General features: G+C 67.2%; 17 protein-coding genes, 2 tRNA genes and 1 other RNA gene. 11 read left to right on the top strand and 9 right to left on the bottom strand.

The window, feature by feature from the left end; all coding sequences use genetic code 11:
* Positions 1 to 34: 34 nt before the first annotated feature.
* Positions 35 to 1258 (bottom strand): serine hydrolase domain-containing protein, encoded by a 1224-nt coding sequence (locus tag CA234_RS21690; RefSeq protein ID WP_125977846.1) that lies wholly within the window; start codon positions 1256 to 1258, stop codon positions 35 to 37.
* 144 nt (positions 1259 to 1402) lie between these two features.
* Between CA234_RS21690 and CA234_RS21685 the strand changes: the two genes are divergently transcribed.
* Entirely contained in the window at positions 1403 to 3166 is a 1764-nt protein-coding gene (locus CA234_RS21685) for a class I adenylate-forming enzyme family protein (protein WP_125977844.1), read from the top strand.
* An 80-nt stretch (positions 3167 to 3246) separates the two neighbouring features.
* Here CA234_RS21685 and CA234_RS21680 read toward each other — a convergent pair whose 3' ends face one another.
* Positions 3247 to 4047 (bottom strand): DeoR/GlpR family DNA-binding transcription regulator, encoded by an 801-nt coding sequence (locus CA234_RS21680; protein ID WP_125977842.1) that lies wholly within the window; start codon positions 4045 to 4047, stop codon positions 3247 to 3249.
* A 164-nt stretch (positions 4048 to 4211) separates the two neighbouring features.
* Here CA234_RS21680 and CA234_RS21675 point away from each other — a divergent pair, with 164 nt between their 5' ends.
* Positions 4212 to 6926: a TonB-dependent receptor gene (locus CA234_RS21675; protein WP_126002737.1), complete on the top strand. Its 2715-nt coding sequence runs from the start codon at positions 4212 to 4214 to the stop codon at positions 6924 to 6926.
* A gap of 123 nt (positions 6927 to 7049) precedes the next feature.
* On the opposite strand, the gene CA234_RS21670 is transcribed toward CA234_RS21675, so the two are convergent.
* Entirely contained in the window at positions 7050 to 8516 is a 1467-nt protein-coding gene (locus CA234_RS21670; protein WP_125977838.1) for a glycerol kinase, read from the bottom strand.
* A 244-nt stretch (positions 8517 to 8760) separates the two neighbouring features.
* On the opposite strand from CA234_RS21670, the gene CA234_RS21665 reads away from it, so the two are divergent.
* The 4 genes from CA234_RS21665 (at position 8761) to CA234_RS21650 (ending at position 11865) form a co-directional block, all read left to right on the top strand.
* Positions 8761 to 9867, top strand: a complete 1107-nt coding sequence (locus tag CA234_RS21665) for an AI-2E family transporter (protein WP_125977863.1) — start codon at positions 8761 to 8763, stop codon at positions 9865 to 9867.
* Positions 9868 to 9913: 46 nt separating this feature from the next.
* Positions 9914 to 9990: transfer RNA gene (locus CA234_RS21660), tRNA-Asp, on the top strand.
* Between the two features lie 70 nt (positions 9991 to 10060).
* Positions 10061 to 10137 (top strand) — tRNA-Asp (locus CA234_RS21655).
* 84 nt (positions 10138 to 10221) lie between these two features.
* The gene (locus CA234_RS21650; RefSeq protein WP_125977836.1) at positions 10222 to 11865 is read left to right on the top strand and encodes a M28 family metallopeptidase; all 1644 of its coding nucleotides are present in this window, start codon (positions 10222 to 10224) and stop codon (positions 11863 to 11865) included.
* Positions 11866 to 11968: 103 nt separating this feature from the next.
* Here the strand turns inward: CA234_RS21650 and CA234_RS21645 are convergent, their stop codons facing one another.
* The 5 genes from CA234_RS21645 to CA234_RS21625 form a co-directional block, all read right to left on the bottom strand.
* Entirely contained in the window at positions 11969 to 12196 is a 228-nt protein-coding gene (locus CA234_RS21645) for a DUF2842 domain-containing protein (RefSeq protein ID WP_125977834.1), read from the bottom strand.
* Positions 12193 to 12747 (bottom strand): 5-formyltetrahydrofolate cyclo-ligase, encoded by a 555-nt coding sequence (locus tag CA234_RS21640; protein ID WP_206431275.1) that lies wholly within the window; start codon positions 12745 to 12747, stop codon positions 12193 to 12195. The genes CA234_RS21645 and CA234_RS21640 overlap by 4 nt, the downstream gene beginning before the upstream one ends.
* Before the next feature lie 21 nt (positions 12748 to 12768).
* Positions 12769 to 12928, bottom strand: a non-coding RNA gene (gene ssrS, locus CA234_RS21635) — 6S RNA.
* A gap of 13 nt (positions 12929 to 12941) precedes the next feature.
* Positions 12942 to 13250: a cell division protein ZapA gene (locus CA234_RS21630; RefSeq protein ID WP_125977832.1), complete on the bottom strand. Its 309-nt coding sequence runs from the start codon at positions 13248 to 13250 to the stop codon at positions 12942 to 12944.
* On the bottom strand, positions 13250 to 13474 hold the full coding sequence (locus CA234_RS21625; RefSeq protein WP_241213630.1) for a hypothetical protein: 225 nt from the start codon (positions 13472 to 13474) through the stop codon (positions 13250 to 13252). Before CA234_RS21625 ends, CA234_RS21630 begins: the two co-directional genes overlap by 1 nt.
* Positions 13475 to 13609: 135 nt before the next feature.
* On the opposite strand from CA234_RS21625, the gene tkt reads away from it, so the two are divergent.
* The 5 genes from tkt (at position 13610) to thiE (ending at position 20185) form a co-directional block, all read left to right on the top strand.
* Complete coding sequence (gene tkt / locus CA234_RS21620; RefSeq protein WP_126002736.1) at positions 13610 to 15577, top strand: transketolase; 1968 nt, start codon at positions 13610 to 13612, stop codon at positions 15575 to 15577.
* A complete protein-coding gene (gene gap, locus CA234_RS21615; protein WP_125977828.1) occupies positions 15574 to 16578 on the top strand; it encodes a type I glyceraldehyde-3-phosphate dehydrogenase in 1005 nt (334 codons plus the stop codon). Before tkt ends, gap begins: the two co-directional genes overlap by 4 nt.
* 359 nt (positions 16579 to 16937) lie before the next feature.
* Positions 16938 to 18128, top strand: a complete 1191-nt coding sequence (locus CA234_RS21610) for a phosphoglycerate kinase (RefSeq protein ID WP_126002735.1) — start codon at positions 16938 to 16940, stop codon at positions 18126 to 18128.
* Between the two features lie 299 nt (positions 18129 to 18427).
* Positions 18428 to 19345, top strand: coding sequence for a class I fructose-bisphosphate aldolase (locus tag CA234_RS21605; protein ID WP_125977824.1), 918 nt, complete (start codon positions 18428 to 18430; stop codon positions 19343 to 19345).
* Positions 19346 to 19486: 141 nt separating this feature from the next.
* Positions 19487 to 20185 (top strand): thiamine phosphate synthase, encoded by a 699-nt coding sequence (thiE, locus tag CA234_RS21600; RefSeq protein WP_125977822.1) that lies wholly within the window; start codon positions 19487 to 19489, stop codon positions 20183 to 20185.
* A gap of 72 nt (positions 20186 to 20257) precedes the next feature.
* Here the strand turns inward: thiE and CA234_RS24695 are convergent.
* Positions 20258 to 20451 (bottom strand): hypothetical protein (locus tag CA234_RS24695; protein WP_206431274.1); only part of this gene is annotated, 194 nt, incomplete at its 5' end.

Raw genomic sequence — 20451 nt, 5'->3', positions numbered from 1 at the left:
ATGACGATGGGAAGGGAGGAGAGGACTTCCCGTATCACCGCGTCAGCGCCGAATAGATCAGCGTCTTCAGCTCGCGCCGTATCGGGTAGAGCATCGACGGCGAGAATTGCGTCATGAACACCATCGAAAGCCGCTCGACCGGATCGACGAAAAAGGCAGTCGAGAACATCCCGCCCCAGTAGAATTCGCCGGCCGAGCCCGGAATCATCGTCCTGGCGACGTCCATGGTGATCGCGAAGCCCAGGCCGAAGCCGACCCCGGCATTGGTCGTCTCGTTGAACAGCCCGCGCGACAGGCTGGCGAGGTCGCGGCCGCCGGGCAAATGGTTGATCGTCATCAGCTGGACGGTCTTGGGCGAGACGAGCCGCACGCCGTCGAGCGCGCCGCCGTTCAGCATCAGCGTGTTGAAGCGGTGATAGTCGAGCGCGCTCGAGACCAGCCCGCCGCCGCCGGACAACAGCCTGGGGAAGCGCGACCAGGCCGAGGCCTCGCCGCGATCGTACAGCACGCGGCCTTCGCCTTCCTTCATCGTCCAGCAGTCGGCAAGCCGGTGGACCTTGTCCTCCGGTACCTGGAAGAAGGTGTCGCGCATCCCCAGCGGCGCGAAGATCCGCTCGGCGAAGAATCGGTCGAGCGTCATCCCCGAGAGCCGCTCGACCACCGCGCCGAGCACGTCGGTCGCGACCGAATAGGTCCAGGCCTCGCCCGGCGAGAATTCCAGCGGCAGCATGCCGAGCGTGGCGACGAACTGGTCGAGCGTCAGATTGCCGTGCCAGCTCTCGATCCGCTCGGCCCGATAGGCGGCGTCGACCGGGGTGCGCTCCTGGAACCCGTAGGTGAGGCCGGCGGTGTGGCGCAGCAGGTCGACCATCCGCATCGGCTGCGCTGTAGGGGTGGTGACGAAGGGTTCGCCATTCCCGCCGCCCGCATAGACGCCGACGCCCTTCAGTTCGGGCAGCACATGGTGGACCGGCGTGTCGAGCGCGACCAGGCCTTCCTCCAGCAGCATCATGAAGGCGAGGCTGGTGATCGGCTTGGTCATCGAGGCGATGCGGAACAGCGTCGATTCGTCGACCGCCGTGCCGTCCTCGCGCGCCGCGCCCTGGTGCGAAAAATGGACGATCCGCCCGTCGCGCGCGAGCAGCAGCTGCGCGTGCGGCAGCTTGCCGGTGTCGAGATAGCGCGCCTTCACAAAGGCATCGATCCGCGCCAGCCGGGCGGCATCGAGTCCATGGGTGGTCGGGTCGTCCACTTGCATCGTTGGCGGCATACCTCTCGTTCGAAACGCGTGCAATGCACCTTCTGGCGGGCGCCCGCTTTCTATTGCCTTGAGCGCGCGGCAAATCAACACTAACGTGTGCACCGGTTGGTCAACGAGCCAAACCCAAAGTTCAGAAAGTCGATGGAGAGCGCTGCCTTGACCCTTGAACCGATCGTGCCCTTGCCCCCCGACTGGCCCAAAGCCCCGCTCGCCGCCGTGGACGCGATGCTCACCGCGCCCGGCGCCAAGTTCGAAATGGACACCGTGGAAATCCGCGGGGTTTCCACGCGCGTGTGGAAGAACGCGCCGCCCACGGCCGCGATCCTCGCCCGGCTCGCGCGCGGCTATGGCGATCGGCCCTTCACCATCTACCAGGACGAGCGGGTCAGCTACGAGGCGAACTACCGCGCCACCTGCCATCTCGCGTCCTGGATGCAGGCCAAGGGCGTGGCCAAGGGCGATCGGGTGGCGCTGGCGATGCGCAACCTGCCCGAGTGGCCGACGATCTTCTTCGCCGCGGTGAGCATCGGCGCGATCCTGGTGCCGCTCAATGCCTGGTGGACCGGCACCGAGCTCGAATACGGCATGAAGGATTCGGGCGCCAAGCTGCTGTTCGTCGACGGTGAGCGGCACGAGCGGCTCAAGCAATGCTACGCCGCGCTCCCCGATCTGGAGCAGGTGGTGGTGAGCCGCGCCTGTTCGCCCATCGAGGGCGATGCGGTCGCACTGGAGTCGATCCTCGGGCCCTGCAACAGCTGGGCTGACCTTACCGACATCGCCTTTCCGGAAGTGGGCATCGCGCCGGACGACGATGTCACCCTCTTCTATACCAGCGGCACCACCGGCCATCCCAAAGGGGCGGTGGGCACGCATCGCAACCTGATGACCAATATCCTCACCTCGGGCTATTCGGTCGCGCGGTCGATGCTGCGCCGGGGCGAGGTGCCGCCCGCCGCGCCGCCCCACAAGGTGGGCCTGCTGGTGATCCCGCTGTTCCACGTCACCGCCTGCAGCGCCGGGCTGATGGCGCTGATCGCGGCGGGCGGCACGGTGGTGTTCATGCGCCGCTGGGAGCCGATCGAGGCGATGGAGATCATCCAGCGCGAGAAGGTCAACCAGACCGGCGGCGTGCCGACCATCGCCTGGCAGCTGCTCGAGCATCCCGAGCGCCACCACTACGACCTGTCGAGCCTGGAGAGCATTTCCTATGGCGGCGCGCCCTCGGCACCCGAGCTGGTCAAGCGGATCTTCCAGGAATTCGGCGCGCTCCCCGGCAATGGCTGGGGCATGACCGAGACGATGGCGACGGTGACGCATCATCTCGGCGAGGAATATCTCGCCCGGCCGACCAGCGCCGGGCCGCCGGTGCCGGTCGCCGAGCTCAAGGTCATGGACGTCGACGGCGTGCGCGAACTGCCGGTCGGCGAGGTCGGCGAACTCTGGGCCAAGGGGCCGATGATCGTGAAGGGCTATTGGAACAAGCCCGAGGCGACCGCCGAGACCTTCCGCGACGGCTGGGTGCGCACCGGCGATCTCGCGCGGCTCGACGAGGAAGGGTTCCTCTATGTCGTCGATCGCGCCAAGGACATCATCATCCGCGGCGGCGAGAATATCTACTCGTCGGAAGTGGAGGACGTGCTCTACGCGCACCCGGCGGTGACCGACGCGGCGCTGATCGGCATCCCGCATCGCACGCTGGGCGAGGAGCCGGTGGCGGTGGTCCACCTCGCGCCGGGCACCAGCGCGACCGAGGCGGAGCTGCAGGCCTTCGTCCGCGAGCGGATCGCGGCGTTCAAGGTGCCGGTGGCGATCCGCTTCTCGGCCGAGACGCTGCCGAGGAATGCGAATGGCAAGATCCTGAAGAAGGATCTCAAGGCGCTGTTTGTTACCGACAAGGCGGCGTGAGCTAGCGCGTATCCGTCGCCGCTTCTTCTAATCCCCCTCCCGCTTGCGGGAGGGGCGTTTTCGTGCGCGGCCGCGTACGCTCACACCAAATGTATCGCCGTCCCCGCCGCCGCGGCCGCGGCCGCAATCTCCTCTGGCGGCGCCTGGTCCGTCACCAGGTCCTGCACATCCCCGAACCCGGCGACCTGCACGAAGCCCGACTTGTCGAACTTGGTCGAATCGCACAGCACCGCGACGCGCCGCGCCTGAGGGAGCAGGCTGCGCTTGAACGCGGCCTCGCCCGCATCGAAATCGAGAAAACCGCGTATCGGATCGATCGCGCCCATCGACAGCACGGTCAGGTCGGGTGCGAATTGCCGGCAATAGTCGATCGCCTCGCTGCCGAACGCCGCATGATAATCGGGATCGACCGCGCCGCCCGCCACATAGAGCCGCTGGCCCGGATGCCCAAGCACCTGCGCGGCGATCTCGATGCTGTTGGTGATCACCGTCAGGTCGCGCACATGGCCCAGCGCGCGCGCCAGCCATAGCGTGGTCGTGCCCGAATCAAGCAGCAGCGTCATGCCCGGCCGGACCAGCGCCGCCGCGCGCTCGGCGATGCGCTGCTTGGCCTCGGCCTGGTCGCGCAGCCGCTGGCGATAGGGCGGTTCGAGCACGCCGCCCGGCAGGCACACGCCGCCATGGATCTTCTGCACCCGTCCGGCCTGCTCCAACTGGCGCACGTCGCGGCGGATCGTCTCCTCGGACACGTCGAACCGTTCGGCCAGTTCGCCGATCGACCATTGGCCGCGCTGCTCGAGTAGTTCGAGCAGCGTGGCGAGGCGGGCGGCCTGTGTCGCGCGGGCCGAGGGTGCCCGTGCGGGCAGGTCCAAGCTTTCCATCGAGCAACTGTATCAGCGTTCAGTGGGCGCGAGAACCCACACGGGAACGTTCAAATCCACATAAAACAACACGCAATGTCACATCTGAGTCATGAACCGAACCTAGGCGCCGCTGCGGGGCAGCCAGGGCAGGCAGGCCCCCACACACCACAAGGGAGGGCATTATGGCATTCACCTACCGCGCGGCGCTCGCCGCGCTGGCCGTCGGCGCGAGCTGCATTTCGATGGCCGCCGCCGCGCAAGACGCAGCGTCGCAGGGCCAGGAAGACGGCGAGATCGTCGTCAACGGCTACATCGCCTCGCTCGCCAAGGCGCGCGAGCTGAAGCGCAATTCGAACATCATCAAGGACGTGATCGTCGCCGAGGACATGGCGAAGTTCCCCGAACTCAACCTCGCCGAATCGATCCAGCGCCTGCCGGGCGTGGCGATCAACCGCGAGGCCGGCGAGGGCCGCCGCATCACGCTGCGCGGCCTGTCGCCCGACTATATCCGCGTCCAGCTGAACGGCATGGAAGTGCTGGGCAATGTGGACTCGGCGATGGACAGCCGCGGCCAGCGCTCGCGCGATCGCGCCTTCGATTTCAACATCTTCGCCTCCGAGCTGTTCTCGCGCGTCGAGGTGGAGAAGAGCTATCAGGCGTCGCAGGCCGAAGGCGGCATGGCCGGCACCGTCGGCCTGTTCACCGCGAAGCCGCTCGACCAGAAGCAGGGCATTTCGGGCGCCATCGCCGCCAAGCTGGGCACCAACAGCTACACCAAGGATGCCCAGCCGCGGGTCGCCGCGATGCTCAGCCAGAACTGGGACAACCGCTTCGGCATCCTCCTCTCGGTGGCCTATTCGAAGCGCAAGACCGAGGAGCAGGGCTACAACACCTATTCGCCGAGCCAGCTGAGCGCGAGCCAGATCGCCAGCTATCTGGGCAAGGGCCTCGACATCTCGGCGCTCTCCGCCGACCAGCAGGCCAAGTTCAAGTCGGGCAATTTGGTGTTCGCCTCGGGCAACCGCCTGTCGGTATGGGACGCCAGGCAGGAGCGCCTCGGCCTGACCCTCGCCACCCAGTGGCGCCCGGCCGACAACCTGCTGTTCACCGTCGACGGCCTCCACGGCGAGTTCACCACCAACCGCGACGAATATCACCTGGCGACGCGGCCCGACAACACCTCGGGCTCGGTGATCTTCGACACCACCTCGAAGATCAAGTCGATCCATTGGGACAGCACCAACTTCGTCGATTCGATCAGCGTCGACAACGCGACCTATGCCAGCGAGCATCGCCGCTCGCGCAACAAGAACAAGTTCAACCAGATCGCGCTGACCTACAAGTGGGACGCGACCGAGCGCTTCAAGGTCGACGGCCATATCGGCTATGAGGACTCGTCCTACACCACGCCGATCGACGACAAGCTCTACCTCCGCGCGCGCGGCGGCATGACGACGACCTATTCGGCCGACGGCACCAGCGCGACCAACAGCTACGCCTGGAACACGCTCGATCCGTCGAAATACGAGTTCAAGGAATTCTACTTCCGCGAATTCTGGAACAAGACCAACCTGCGCGAGGGCGTGCTGAACGGCGCCTATACGCTGAACGACGTCTTCACGCTGCGCGGCGGTGCCAGCTATCGCCGGTTCAGCAACTCGGGCTCGGAAATCTACAATGACGGCCAGTTCCAGAAGTTCGGCGGCGACCCGGCGGCAAGCATCGTCGACACGTTCACGCAGAACAAGTCGGCCGACTGGCTGACCGGCAATTACGACCGCGCCTTCGCCAAGTACAACGCCCAGCACACCATCGTCGGCGCCTGGGACATCGAGAACACCTTCAAGGTGACCGAGGAGACCAAGTCGACCTACGGCCAGCTCGAATGGAATGCACCGGTGGCGGGCATGCGGCTGCGCGGCAATTTCAGCCTGCGGGCCTTCTTCACCGACACCACCAGCACCGGCAACGTCACCCAGAGCGACCGGCCGATCGGCGTGGTGACCACCAGCGCGAGCTATTCGGACGTGCTGCCGGCGCTGAACGCGGCGCTGGAAATCACGCCCAACTTCCTGCTCCGCGTCGCCGCCGCGCGCAACATCAACCGGCCGTCGCTTGGCTCGATGAGCGCCTCGGGCACCGCCTCGGCGGACGGCAGCGATCCGGCGAGCCGCAAGATCACCGCGAGCATCGGCAACCCCGATCTCAAGCCGTACAAGGATGATGCGATCGACGTGTCGGCCGAATGGTATTTCGGCCAGGTCGGGCTGATCTCGCTCGGTGTCTACCACAAGGACATCGACAACCTGATCATCACCGACACGCAGTACAACGTGCCCTACAGCACCACCGGCCTGCCGCTTTCGCTGCTGCCGAGCCTGACGCCAAACACGATCGTTTCGGAATATTCGAAGCCGATCAACGGCGGCAAGGCGTACATCACCGGCTTCGAGGCCGCCGCCCAGGCGAACTTCACCTTCCTGCCGGCGCCGTTCGACAAGCTCGGCATGTCGACCAACGTCACGCTGATCGACTCGAACATCCGCGACAAGAACGGGGTCAACAACCCGATCAACGGCCTGTCCAAGTCGAGCGCCAACGCGACGCTATATTACGAGACCAAGCGCTGGGGCATCCGCGGCTCGATGAACTATCGGTCGTCGTACCTGCGCTCGGGCTATGACGGCAAGAAGCCGGAAAGCAAGGATGGCTTCGACGGCACGGTCTATGTCGACGCGGCGGCCTTCTACAACCTCACCGACCGTATCCGCCTCACGCTCGACGCGATCAACCTGACCAACGAGACCGAGGTGCAGTTCAACAGCATCTACCACCGTCTCCACAACGAGACGCGCAGCGGCACCAGCGTGTTCGGCGGCGTCAGCATCAAGTTCTGATTTCCTCCCCCGAGGATCCACTGGCCGGTCCGGGGTTCGCCCCGGGCCGGCTTTTTTCGCGCGTTCGGCATGCAAGAACTGCGGCGCCACCTCTGCCCGGCAATGCGGCCAGGGCGGGGGCGATCAATCTTCGGCAAGCACGCGGGCGATGGCGTCGCTCCACCCGGCCAGCCGCGCTTCCCGCACGTCGGGCTCCATCTGCGGCTCGAAGGTGCGGACCGTGCCGCGCATCATCGCCGCGTCGTCGAGACTGTCGAACATGCCGCAGCCCAGGCCCGCGAGCATCGCCGCGCCCAGCGCGGTGGTTTCCGCGAAATCGGGCCGGTCGACGGGGAGGGCGAGGATGTCGGCCAGGTCCTGCGCGATCCAGTCGTTGGTGATCATGCCGCCATCGACGCGCAGTCGGCCCCATTGCGCGCCATCGGCGGCGAAGGCGGTCTCGAGGTCGTGGCTCTGGTGTGCCATCGCCTCCAGCGCGGCCCGGACGATATGCGCGCGGCCCGCCGAAAAGCTGAGCCCGGAGATCGCCGCACGCGCCTCCGGTTCCCACCAGGGCGCGCCGAGGCCGGTGAGCGCCGGCACGCAATAGACCCCGCCATTGTCGGGCACCGAGCGGGCGATCGCCTCGCTCTCCGCCGCGGTGGCGATCAGGCCGAGGGAATCGCGCAGCCACTGGACGAGGCTACCCGCGACGAACACCGATCCTTCCAGCGCATAGGTGCGCCGCCCGCCCAGTTGCCACAGCACGGTTGAAAGCAGCCGGTGGCGCGAGCGCGGCTGGAGCGTGCCGGCATTGGTCAGCACGAAGGCGCCGGTGCCATAGGTCGCCTTGGTATCGCCGGGGGTGAGGCAGGCCTGGCCGATCGTCGCCGACTGCTGGTCGCCGGCGAGCCCGCAAATCGGGATCGCGCCGCCGAAGGACGTGGTCACGCCGAACCGCCCGGCGCAGTCGACGATCTCGGGCAGTGCGGCGCGGGGCGCGCAGAACTGGTCGACCAACCCGTCGCTCCAGCCACCGCTGCCAAGGCCCATCAGCAGCGTGCGCGAGGCGTTGGTGGCATCGGTGATGTGCAGCCCGCCGGTGAGCTTCCACACCAGCCAGCTTTCCACCGTGCCGATCGCCAGCCGATCGCCCGCGTCCTTGAGTTGCGGCCAGTTGGTCATCGCCCAGGCGATCTTGGTGCCGGAGAAATAGGGATCGAGCAGCAGCCCGGTGCGCGCCTGGATGCCGGGTTCCTCGCCCGCCTCCCGCAGCGCCTGGCACAGGGGCGCGGTACGGCGATCCTGCCAGCTGATCGCGGGCGCGAGCGGCGCGCCCGTCGCCTTGTCCCAGAACACCACCGTCTCGCGCTGGTTGGTGATGCCGATCGCAGCGACTCGCTGGGGCCCGCCCGCCAGCGTTACCATCGCCGCCGCGCAGGCATGGCTCTGCCGCCAGATCTCGCCCGCATCATGTTCGACGAGGCCCGGACCCGGATAATGCTGCGTCAGTTCTGCAGATTTACTCGCAACACATTGGCCGGAAGGCGTGAAGAGCATCGCGCGAGTCGAGGTGGTGCCCTCGTCGATCACCAGAAGCAATTCGGCCATGCAATTGAGGCTAGCTGGCAACACATGCCGCCGCAATTGCGCCGTGTTAGAGCCTTGCATTGCCGCAACACAATCACGCCTCTACATTGTACCAGAAAGGGATTTTCGCGTGGACCAGCGTACCGGGATGATGGGTGGAGACCGCGGCGGGGCGGGGGGCGTTCCCGATCCGATCGCGGCCACCGATCTGCCCGAGGATTGGGAGGGCGAGGAGCCCGCGCCCAGCCTGCGCCGAGACCGGCTGATGGCCGCTTTGGTGCTGATCGCCGGCATGGGGCTGGTGCTGGCGCTGCCCTTCGCGCTCCAGGCGGGAGCGCGCTTCTTCCTGCCGGTCACCGCCTCGCTGGTGATCGCGATCGCGCTGGTGCCTTTCCTCGAATGGCTCGAGCGGCACCGGCTGCCCGCGCCGATCGCCGCCTTCATCTGCGTGCTGCTGTTCCTCACCGCGGCGAACGTCGCGCTCGCCTCGATCGTGGTGCCGGCCTGGCAGTGGATCCGGCGGCTGCCCGAGAGCATTCCCAAGATCCAGCACAATCTCGAACCGCTGATCCGCTTCTATTCGAATCTCGAGCGGTTCGTGAACAAGACGCTCAACAACTTCGCCTCGGCGCCGGTCCGCCAGCCAGTGGTGCAGGCCGCCCAGCCGCCGACGTCGCTGATGGATCTGTTCACCACCTCCGCCCCCTCGGCGCTGATCGAGATGTTTTTCGCGATCCTCGTCATCTACTTCTTCCTCGCGGGCTGGACCCGGCTGCGCCGCCGCGCGATCACCAGCCGCGCCAGCTTCGGCGGGGCGATGGCGACGGCGCGGGTGATCCAGGACGTGGTCGACGACACCTCGGCCTATCTGGGCACGATCACGCTGATCAACGTCACCCTGGGGCTGATCGTCGCGGGGGCCTTGTGGCTGATGGGCATGCCGACGCCGCTGATGTGGGGCGGCCTCGTCGCGCTGCTCAACTACATCCCCTATATCGGCCCGGTGATCGCGGCGCTGCTGCTCGCGGTGGGCGGGCTGATGTCCTACGCCGATATCGGCACGGCGATGGTGCCCCCGGCGATCATGATCGCGGCGCACCTCGTCGAGGCGAACGTCGTCACCCCGCTGATCGTCGGCCACCGGCTGACCATTAACCCGATCATGATCCTCATTTCGCTGAGCTTCTGGGGCTGGGTGTGGGGCACCACCGGCGCGCTGCTGGCGGTGCCGCTGCTGATCATCATCCAGACCGTACTCAACGCCGCGGGCAAGCCCGATATCGCCGGTTTCCTGTTCGAGCAGGGCACGCTGGTGCGCGATCCTTCGGACAATCGTTCGCGTCGTCGCGCGAACCTCGATCAATCCGGTTGACAGCCCGAAAACACGCGGCTAGGTGCCGCCTCCTCGCTTGGCTCAAGCGGGTGTAGCTCAGTTGGTTAGAGCGCCGGCCTGTCACGCCGGAGGTCGCGGGTTCGAGCCCCGTCACTCGCGCCACTCGCCATGCGGGACTCCAGATGGAATCCGGCGGCGATGGGCCGTCCAAGATTTCCTCGCTTGGTTTCAAGCGGGTGTAGCTCAGTTGGTTAGAGCGCCGGCCTGTCACGCCGGAGGTCGCGGGTTCGAGCCCCGTCACTCGCGCCATGCGGCGCATATCCCCGGAAATGAGGGACATGCGCGCTGGCCCGGCCTTTGCAGGCCCTCCCGTTTCTGCGCTAAGCCGCTGCGATGATCCGCACCTCTGCTCGCGCGCTCGCGCTGCTCCTCGCCTCCACCGCTCTCCCTGCAACGGCCCAGATCGCTGCCGATTCGACGCGAATCGAACAGACGGTCCGCACACTTGCCTCCGATTCGTTCGAAGGCCGCGCGCCGGGCACCCGCGGCGAGGACCGCACCCTCGGCTATCTGGTCGCCCGATTCGAGGCGCTGGGGCTGGAGCCGGCCGGGCCGGACGGCCAGTGGCTGCAGAAGGTGCCGCTGCTCCACACCCGCCTCGGCACGCCCGCGACGCTGCGATTCGACGGCCCCAAGGGCGCGATGCCGGTCGAGCAGGCCAGGGACCTCTACGTCTCGACGATTCGGCCCGATGCCGCCGCGCGAATCGCTGGCGCGCCGGTGGTGTTCGTCGGCTATGGCGTTACCGCGCCCGAGCGGCAGTGGGACGACTTCAAGGGCGTCGACCTGAAGGGCAAGGTCGCGGTGTTCCTGGTCAACGACCCTGATTTCTCAGCCGGGAAGGGCGAGCCGGTGGCGGCCAAGTTCGGCGGGCGGACGATGACCTATTATGGCCGCTGGACCTACAAGTTCGAGGAAGCCGCGCGGCGCGGCGCGGTCGGCGCGCTGATCGTCCATGATACGCCCGGCGCCGGCTATGGCTGGAACGTCGTGGTGAGCAGCGGCGGCGAGAATTACGACATCGTCCGCAAGCCCGAGGACCTTACCAGCGTCGCCCTGCAGGGCTGGCTGGAGGGCGGGGCGGCGACGCGGCTGTTCGCCGCCGCCGGGCTCGATCTCGCCAAGCTGCGGGTCGAGGCGCGCAAGGCGAGCTTCCGCCCGGTGCCGCTGGCGGGCGTCCGCTTCACCGCCGACGTGCCGGTCACCGCCGAGCAGGTCGACAGCTACAATGTTCTTGCCAAGATCCCCGGCAGCGAACGGCCGGACGAAGCAGTCATGTTCGGCGCGCACTGGGACGCGTACGGCGTCGGCAAGCCCGATGCGAAGGGGCGCATCTACCGCGCGGGCGCCAATGACGATGCGCTAGGCATTGCCGGGCTGCTCGAGATCGCGCGGAGCATGAAGGCGGGGCCGGTGCCGAAGCGCAGCGTCGTCTTCGTCGCCTGGACGGCGGAGGAGCGGGGGCTGCTCGGCTCGCTTTATTACACGCAGCATCCGGTGGTGCCGATGGCCAAGACCGTCGCCAACCTGACGCTCGACATTCTCCAGACGGCGGGGCTGGCCAACGACGTGGTGCTGGTCGGCAAGGGCCAGAACACGCTGGAAGACGACATGGCCCGCGTCGCCGCGACGCAGGGGCGGCGGGTGACGCCCGAGGGGCTCCCCGAGCGCGGGCTGTTCTACCGGGCGGACCATTTCTCCTTTGCCAAGCAGGGTGTGCCGACCTTGCTGCTGATGGGCATCGCCGGGGCTTCGGACCTCAAGCAGGGCGGGGTGGCGGCCGGGCAGGCGTGGATCGATGCCTATACCGGCCAATGCTATCACCAGGCCTGCGACGCCTGGGGGCCGGACTGGAACTTGGGCGGTGCGGTGCAGGACATCGATCTGCTGGGCACGATCGGGGCGGAACTGGCGAACGGGTCGGCCTGGCCGACATGGAAGGCGGGGTCGGAGTTCAAGGCGGTACGCGAACGCTGAGGCAAGCCCCCTCCACCCCCGCTTCGCGGTGGAGGAAACGCTAAGGGCTGCGGCGGTAGAAAAGCGTCTCTTCTCCCACGCAGCGGGAGTGAACCGCGCCGCGTCAGCGGCGTGGTGGAGGGGGCACCCGCCACCGCCCCGTCTCCATCCAGCGCAGCAGCGGCTTGAGCGGCAGGATCCACACGATCCCCAGCGCCAGGTAGACCAGGGTCTGCACCAGGATCGGCAGCCGCCCGATCGGCCCCGAGAAGCTCGCGACGAGCACCACCCACACCAGGATGAGCCCGACGATCGCCAGCGCGCCGGCAGGTTTGCGCCAGCTGGGGTTCATGGCTCGGCGTGCCAGCGCATGCCCTGCTCGGTGACCACGGCGTGGAGCGGCACGTCCCAGATATCGGCAGGAAGGGCAGGGACTTCCTGCGCGGACCAGGCGACGCCCACCCGCCAGGCCCGCTCGAAACGGGCAAAGGCGCGGTCGTAATGGCCGGCCCCCTGGCCGAGGCGGTTGAGCCGCGGGTCATAGCCGATCAGCGGGGTCAGGATCACGTCGGGCGCCACCTCGGGACTGGCGGCATCGGGCTGACGCAGTCCGAACGGCCCGGCGACCAGCGGTGCGCCCATGTCCCAGGCGAGAAAGCGGATCGGCGCCGCCCGGTCGATGACGTGCGGCAGCGCCAGCGCACAGCCACGCTCGGCGGCGGCGGCGGCGAGTTGGGTCGGGTCGGCCTCGCTGCCCACCGGGCAATAGGTGGCGACGATCATCCCCGGCATCAGTTTCTCGACGAACGCCTCGGGGGCGCGGATCGCGGTGCTCGATTGCGCGGCGAACAGGTCGCGCGCGGCGCGAAGTCGCGCGCGGAGGGCGGGCTTGTCGCTCAGCATCGGATCTGCGGGCAAGGTGTGACGGGAACCACCATGGGCCGTTGGCCTGAATATCCACCGACGCACAGAACGTCAGGTGGGAACCATGTGTTGCAGACCAGGATCTGCACAGGGACAGCTCCCATGGATGAAGATTATAGCCTCAGGGATAATTGCTAAGGCTCGCACCGGGCAGTTCCCGCCACAACCTTAATCTAGGACGTCGCGTCGCTTTCCTCAAGGGCCGATGCGACGGCTTCCAGCCGATCGGCGATCCGCTCCAACAGTTCGTCAGGAACGGCCTGCGCGGGGGCGGGCGTCTTCTCCGCTTCGTCGAGCGCATCGGCGAGGATCAGCGCGAGATAGAGCAGGGTGCGTTCGCCGCTTTGCCCGCCGGCCGCGCGCAGTGCGGCGTCGGCATGGCTGCCGATCCGCGCCTCGAGTTCGCGCAGGTGCGGCATGTCCTCGTCGCGCGCGGATACCGAATAGCTGCGCCCGGCGACCTGGAGCGTGATCTCCGCCATCAGCCCTGCTCCTCTTGCACGTCGCCTTCATCGCCGGCCAGCTGCGCTTCCAGTTCGCGCTCGCGCGCGATCAGCGCATCCAGATCGACCAGCGCCGACTCGATCCGCGCGCGCAGCGTCGCGTTGCGGGTCTCGAGCCTGGCGCGTGCCTGCGTCTGCGCGGCCGCGGCGACTTCGATACGCTTCAGAGCTCGCTCGATACGATCTGCTACTGGGTCGGACATTGTCGTGCCGGATAGCATGGTTCGCCGCAGCGGCAAGGGCGGCAGGGTTAATGCAGTTCGTAACGCTTGCGCCGAACGGTTGACGCGGGGGCCCGGTGCTTCCAAAGGCGTGCGCGACCAGACGGGGAATATCACGTGACAGCATCCTTCGCCGATTGCGCCAACGCCATCCGCGCGCTTTCCATGGACGCGGTAGAGGCCGCCAATTCGGGTCACCCCGGCATGCCGATGGGCATGGCCGACGTCGCGACCGTCCTCTTCCAGCGCTATCTCAAGTTCGATCCGGTGGATCCCGCCTGGCCCGATCGCGACCGCTTCGTCCTGTCCGCGGGCCATGGCTCGATGCTGCTCTATTCGCTGCTGCACCTGACCGGCTATGCCCGCCCGACGCTGGAAGACATCAAGAACTTCCGCCAGATCGGCAGCCCCTGCGCCGGCCACCCCGAGAATTTCGAGCTTGCCGGCGTCGAATGCACCACCGGCCCGCTGGGCCAGGGCCTGGCGATGGCGGTCGGCATGGCGATCGCCGAGCGGCACCTGAACGCCACCTTCGGCGACGAGCTCGTCGATCACCGCACCTGGGTGATTGCCGGCGACGGCTGCCTGATGGAAGGCATCAACCACGAAGCGATCGGCATTGCCGGGCACCTCAAGCTCAACCGCCTGGTCGTGCTGTGGGACGACAACAACATCACCATCGACGGCCCGGTGTCGCTCTCCTCGGTCGAGGACATCCCGGCGCGCTATCGCGCCACCGGCTGGCATGTCGTCGAATGCGACGGCCATGACGAGGCGGACATCGTCCGCGCGCTCGACGAGGCGGTCGCCAGCGACAAGCCGGTCCTCGTCAAGTGCCGCACGATCATCGGCAAGGGCGCGCCCAACAAGCAGGGTTCGTCCAAGGTCCATGGTTCGCCGCTCGGCAAGGACGAAGTCGCCGCCGCGCGCGTTGCGCTCGGCTGGAACCACCCGGCGTTCGAGATCCCGCAGGACATCCGCGACGCCTGGCTCGCCGCCGGTGCCCGCGGCGCCGCGCCGCACGCCGCCTGGAAGGAGCGTCTCGCCGCGCACCCCGATCGCCTCGGCTGGGAACGCCGCGGCGACGTGCAGCCGAACCTGCTCCAGCCGCACGTCCAGAGCCTGCTCGCCAACCCGCAAAAGGTCGCGACCCGGAAGGCGTCCGAGCTGGCGCTGGAGGCGGTCAACGCGATCCTCGACGAGACGATCGGCGGTTCGGCCGACCTCACCGGCTCGAACAACACGCTGACCAAGGGGCTGCAGCGGCTCGACGCCGACAATTATGGCGGCCGCTATATCAACTACGGCATCCGCGAATTCGGTATGGCCGCCGCGATGAACGGCATGGCGCTGCACGGCGGCGTAATCCCCTATGGCGGCACCTTCCTCGTCTTCGCCGACTATGCCCGTGCGGCGATCCGCCTCTCGGCGCTCCAGCACGCCCGCGTCGTCTATGTGATGACGCATGACTCGATCGGCCTCGGCGAGGACGGCCCGACCCACCAGCCGGTCGAGCATCTGATGAGCCTGCGCGTGATCCCGAACCTCGACGTGTGGCGCCCGTGCGACGCGGTCGAGACCGCCGAGGCCTGGGAAGCCGCGCTCGCCAAGACCGACGGCCCCTCGCTGATCGCGCTCAGCCGCCAGAACCTGCCGCAGTTGCGCACCGAAGCCGCCGAGAACCGCTCGGCGCGCGGCGCCTATGCGCTGCTGGAGGCGGAAGCCCCCCGCAAGGTGGTGCTGCTCGCCACCGGCTCGGAAGTCGAGATCGCGGTCGCCGTGCGCGAGGCGCTGGAAGCCCAGGGCATTGGCGCCGACGTCGTCTCGGTCCCGTGCTTCGAGCGCTTCGACGCGCAGGACGTCGCCTACCGCCGCGACATCCTGCCGCAGGATGCGCTCAAGGTGTCGATCGAGGCTGGCACCACCTTCGGCTGGGAGCGCTATACCGGAAACGATGGTTTGCGCTTCGGCGTCGATGGCTTCGGCGCTTCGGGTCCCTATCTAAAGCTCTACGAACATTTCGGTCTCACTGCGGACGCCATCGTTCCGCAGATCCTCGCTAAGCTGAACGGAGAACAGGCATGACCAAGGTTGCGATCAACGGTTTCGGACGTATCGGCCGGTTGGTGGCACGCGCGATCCTTGAGCGCCCGGAAAGCGGCCTCGAGCTGGTCACGATCAACGATCTCTCGGACGCGAAGTCGAACGCCTGGCTGTTCTCGCGTGACAGCATCCACGGCAAGTATCCCGGCACGGTCGAAGCCGACGGCAACGACATCGTCGTCGACGGCAAGCGCATCAAGGTGACCGCCGAGCGCGATCCCGCCAACCTGCCGCACGCCGAGAACGGCGTCGACATCGTGCTGGAGTGCACCGGCTTCTTCACCAAGCGCGAAGACGCCCAGAAGCACATCGATGCCGGCGCCAAGAAGGTGCTGATCTCGGCCCCGGGCAAGAATGTCGACCTCACCGTCGTCTACGGCGTGAACCACGACAAGCTGACCGCCGAGCACACGATCGTCTCGAACGCGTCGTGCACCACCAACTGCCTGGCGCCGGTTGCCAAGGTCCTCAACGACGCGATCGGCATCGAGCGCGGCCTGATGACCACGGTCCACGCCTATACCAACGACCAGAAGATCCTCGACCAGATCCACCCGGACCTGCGTCGTGCGCGCGCCGCCGCGATGTCGATCATCCCGACCACGACGGGCGCCGCCCGCGCGGTGGGCGAGGTGCTGCCGGAGCTCAAGGGCAAGCTCGACGGTTCGGCCGTCCGCGTGCCGGTGCCGGATGGCAGCCTCGTCGACCTGACCTTCATGCCGAAGCGCGACACCTCGGTCGAGGAAGTGAACGCGGTGCTGAAGGCAGCGTCGGAGAGCGGCCCGCTCAAGGGCGTGCTGGTCTACACCGCCGATCCGATCGTCTCGGCAGACATCGTCCACACCCCGGCCTCGTCGACCGTCGACAGCCTGGAAACCGCGGTGATCGACGGCAAGCTGGTCCGCGTGGTCAGCTGGTACGACAACGAATGGGGCTTCTCGAACCGCATGGTCGACACCGCGACCGTGATGGCGGGGTTCTAAGACTGAAGTCCTCCGCTCCAGCGGAGGACGACCAAAATCCCCCTCCCGCTTGCGGGAGGGGCTAGGGGAGGGGAGGACGGCTGCACGGGCGATCGGCCCGAGGATTAGCCCCTCCCATCTTCAAGGCGGCCTTAGTGTCGCGGGGCAACTCTTCTTCTGTCATCCCGGCGAAAGCCGGGATCCATTCGCCACTCGGGCGAAGCAGGAGCGAAGACGTCCAGGCCAATGGATCCCGGCTTCCGCCGGGATGACGATGGTGGGGCGGGGGCGGCACGGCGACCACAGGCATAAGCGCAGGGTGCGAGCGCTCCGCCGACAGGATGCCGCTCGCGCAGCAATTCAAACGCGAGGGGTTCAGCATGGCGCGCACTTTCAAGACGCTCGACGACATGGGCGATATCACCGGCAAGCGGGTGCTGGTCCGCGAGGACCTCAACGTGCCGATGGCCGACGGCAAGGTGAGCGACGACACGCGCCTCCGCGCCGCGATCCAGACCGTCGCCGAACTGGCCGACAAGGGCGCCAAGGTGCTCGTCCTCGCGCATTTCGGTCGTCCCAAGGGCGTGCCCAGCGCCGGGCTCTCACTCGCCCAGGTGGTGAAGCCGTTCGAGCAGGTGCTCGGCCGTCCCGTCCGCTATATCGACTGGGAAGGCGACGCCGCTGCGGTCGCAACGCTGAACGACGGCGACATCGCGCTCCTGGAAAACACCCGCTTCTTCGGCGGCGAGGAAAAGAACGACCCCGCCGTGATCGATCGTTTCGCGGCGCTCGGCGATCTCTATGTCAACGACGCCTTCTCGGCCGCGCACCGCGCGCACGCCTCGACCGAAGGTCTCGCCCACAAGCTGCCCGCCTTTGCCGGCCGCCAGATGGAAGCCGAGCTCGACGCGCTCGACAAGGCGCTCGGCAACCCCGAGCATCCGGTGGCAGCGGTGGTCGGCGGCGCCAAGGTCTCGACCAAGCTCGACGTCCTCAAGCATCTCGTCGCCAAGGTCGACCATCTGATCATCGGCGGCGGCATGGCCAACACCTTCCTCGCCGCGCGCGGTGTCGATGTCGGCAAGAGCCTGTGCGAGCATGACCTGACCGGTACCGCCGAGGAGATCATGGACGCGGCCGATGCCGCCGGCTGTACCGTCCACCTGCCCTACGACGTGGTGGTGGCGAAGGAATTCCGCGCCAACCCGCCGGTGCGCACCGTCAACGTCCATGAAGTCGCCGCCGACGAGATGATCCTCGATGTCGGCCCCGCCGCCACCGAGGCGCTCGCCGACGTGCTCAAGACCTGCAAGACCTTGGTGTGGAACGGCCCGCTCGGCGCGTTCGAGATCCCGCCCTTCGATGCGGCCACCGTTTCGCTCGCCCGCACCGCGGCGGCGCTCACCAAGGAAGGCCAGCTCGTCTCGGTCGCCGGCGGCGGCGACACGGTGGCGGCGCTCAACCAGGCCGGCGTGGGCGGCGAGTTCAGCTTTGTCTCGACCGCCGGCGGCGCCTTCCTGGAATGGATGGAAGGCAAGGAACTCCCCGGCGTCGCCGCACTGGCGCGCTGAGGCAGGCCGTACCGACAGGGAAGGGCGGGACGCAACGGCGCTCCCGCCCTTTTTGTTTGTACCGGCGGCAAGGTGATTCTCTCGTCTGCGCTGGGCGGAGGATGGTCCGGTGCAGTGGTATCGCGTCAATAAGACAGCTTCTACAAACCAAAGAAATACCAATCCCCCGGCAGGTGCTTGAGCTGTTACGCAGCTGCGGAAATAGTTTTGCTCCGCAGCAACTCGGCAACGTTGTCAGCCTTTTCGTAAGGGAAGGGGCGCGATACGGACCCCTCGGTATCACCATCCAGAGGGACATCATGGGCATCACACCGGCCGTCAAAGCGATCCTCGACAATTACGGCTCCGACAATCCCGGAGTGAAGGCGAACCTCGCGCGCATCCTGATGCAGGGCAAGCTCGGCGGCACCGGCAAGCTGATCATCCTGCCGGTCGACCAGGGCTTCGAGCACGGCCCGGCGCGCAGCTTCTCGGTCAATCCCGACGCCTATGATCCCCATTACCATTTCCAGCTCGCGATCGACGCGGGCCTCTCGGCCTATGCCGCGCCGCTCGGCATGATCGAGGCGGGGGCCGACACCTTTGCCGGCCAGATCCCGACGATCCTCAAGGTCAACAGCTCGAACAGCTGGGCGACCGGCATCGACCAGGCGGTCACCGGCGGCGTCGACGATGCGCTGCGGCTCGGCTGCTCGGCGATCGGCTTCACCATCTATCCGGGCGCCGACGGCGTGTTCGAGATGATGGAAGAGATCAAGGAAATGCGCGCCCAGGCCGCCTCGGTCGGCATCGCGACGGTGATCTGGTCCTATCCGCGCGGCGGCAAGCTCAGCAAGGAAGGCGAACTGGCGCTCGACGTCGGCGCCTATGCCGCGCACATGGCGGCGCTGCTCGGCGCGCACATCATCAAGGTCAAGCTGCCCGCCGCGAACATCGAGCAGGCCGAGGCCAAGAAGCTCTACGAGGGCACCGACTGGTCGAACCAGGCCGATCGCGTGCGCCATGTGGTGCAGAGCTGCTTCGCCGGTCGCCGCATCGTCGTCTTCTCGGGTGGCGCGTCGAAGGGGGCGGATGCGGTGTACCAGGACGCCCGCGACATTCTCGCCGGCGGCGGCCAGGGCTCGATCATCGGCCGCAATACCTTCCAGCGCCCGCGCGCCGAGGCGCTGGCGATGCTCGACAAGCTGGTAGCGATCTACAAGGGCGAGGAGGCCTGAAACCTGCCCCGGCGGCGCCGACGGGTTCGCCCGGACGGCGCCGCCGCATAACTGCCGCTGCTTGACCCCGACGGACAGGGGGTGGAAGGCCCGCCGACAAAGGCGGTAGCGTTCCGCCAGATTTCAGCAGCGGAGTATCCCATGTCCGAACCCTTCGACGATCTCGAAGACGAAGCGAACCTCGAAGGCTTTGCCGAGAAATTCGTCCGCGACGATCGTCGCCCGCCGTGCCAGCTCTATCTGATATCGCCGCTCGACGTGACCGGCGGCTTTGCCGATCGCCTGCGCCGCGCGCTCGATGCCGGCCCCGTCGCTGCCTTCCAGTTCCGCGTGAAGGATGTCGACCAGCACCAGGCCGTCAAGCTCGCCGAGCCGCTGCAGCGCATCTGCGCCGATGCCGAGGTCGCCTTCATCGTCAACGACAGCGTCAGCCTCGCCAAGCGCCTCGGCGCCGACGGCGTCCATCTGGGGCAGGGGGACGGCGACGCCCGCGAGGCACGCGTGATCCTGGGCCCCAATGTCCAGATCGGCGTGACCTGCCACGACAGCCGGCACCTCGCGATGGAAGCAGGCGAGGCGGGGGCCGACTATGTCGCGTTCGGCGCCTTCTATCCGACCAGCACCAAGGCGACCGAGCATCGCCCCGAGCCGGTGATCCTGTCCTGGTGGTCGGCGCTGTTCGAGATCCCCTGCGTGGCGATCGGGGGAATCACCCCGGTCAATGCAGCGCCGCTGGTGCAGGCGGGGGCGGATTTCCTGGCGGTCAGCCATGCCGTGTGGGGCGGCGATGAGGCCGAAGCGGTGCGTGCCTTCGCCGCGATTCAGGGGATGCAGGGCTGATTCTGGGGGGATTCGCCGGTGATTCGGCGGGAATGGTCATCAAACGGTCATTCCTGCCGCGATTATCGACGATCAAAAACCGCGGATTTCCGCCGTTTTCGGGGCGGCTGTCACGAAAACGACAGAAAGTTTCATTTTCGTGTTGACGGTCCTGGGAAGCGCGCATAGAAGCCACTCCACCGACGCGGTGCTCCTCACCGGGACGCAGCGGTGGTCACCGAAATTCAGGCGCAGCGGCCGCCCCGAGAAAAAGGGGAAAGGCGCAG

Origin of the sequence: Sphingomonas sp. ABOLE, from assembly GCF_003950455.1 — a bacterium.
Lineage (GTDB): Bacteria > Pseudomonadota > Alphaproteobacteria > Sphingomonadales > Sphingomonadaceae > Sphingomonas > Sphingomonas trueperi.
This window is presented reverse-complemented; position numbering and strand designations above follow the sequence as displayed.

Bases quoted from the DNA above. Each gene is read 5' to 3' on its own strand.
- CA234_RS21610 (WP_126002735.1), top strand. From the start codon at position 16,938: ATGGCGCGCACTTTCAAGACGCTCGACGACATGGGCGATATCACCGGC.
- CA234_RS21675 (WP_126002737.1), top strand. From the start codon at position 4,212: ATGGCATTCACCTACCGCGCGGCGCTCGCCGCGCTGGCCGTCGGCGCG.
- gap (WP_125977828.1), top strand. From the start codon at position 15,574: ATGACCAAGGTTGCGATCAACGGTTTCGGACGTATCGGCCGGTTGGTG.
- CA234_RS21605 (WP_125977824.1), top strand. From the start codon at position 18,428: ATGGGCATCACACCGGCCGTCAAAGCGATCCTCGACAATTACGGCTCC.
- CA234_RS21685 (WP_125977844.1), top strand. From the start codon at position 1,403: ATGGAGAGCGCTGCCTTGACCCTTGAACCGATCGTGCCCTTGCCCCCC.
- CA234_RS21630 (WP_125977832.1), bottom strand. From the start codon at position 13,250: ATGGCGGAGATCACGCTCCAGGTCGCCGGGCGCAGCTATTCGGTATCC.
- CA234_RS21640 (WP_206431275.1), bottom strand. From the start codon at position 12,747: ATGCTGAGCGACAAGCCCGCCCTCCGCGCGCGACTTCGCGCCGCGCGC.
- CA234_RS21645 (WP_125977834.1), bottom strand. From the start codon at position 12,196: ATGAACCCCAGCTGGCGCAAACCTGCCGGCGCGCTGGCGATCGTCGGG.
- CA234_RS21650 (WP_125977836.1), top strand. From the start codon at position 10,222: ATGATCCGCACCTCTGCTCGCGCGCTCGCGCTGCTCCTCGCCTCCACC.
- CA234_RS21625 (WP_241213630.1), bottom strand. From the start codon at position 13,474: ATGTCCGACCCAGTAGCAGATCGTATCGAGCGAGCTCTGAAGCGTATC.
- CA234_RS21690 (WP_125977846.1), bottom strand. From the start codon at position 1,258: ATGCAAGTGGACGACCCGACCACCCATGGACTCGATGCCGCCCGGCTG.
- CA234_RS21665 (WP_125977863.1), top strand. From the start codon at position 8,761: ATGGCCGCTTTGGTGCTGATCGCCGGCATGGGGCTGGTGCTGGCGCTG.
- CA234_RS21680 (WP_125977842.1), bottom strand. From the start codon at position 4,047: ATGGAAAGCTTGGACCTGCCCGCACGGGCACCCTCGGCCCGCGCGACA.
- thiE (WP_125977822.1), top strand. From the start codon at position 19,487: ATGTCCGAACCCTTCGACGATCTCGAAGACGAAGCGAACCTCGAAGGC.
- CA234_RS21670 (WP_125977838.1), bottom strand. From the start codon at position 8,516: ATGGCCGAATTGCTTCTGGTGATCGACGAGGGCACCACCTCGACTCGC.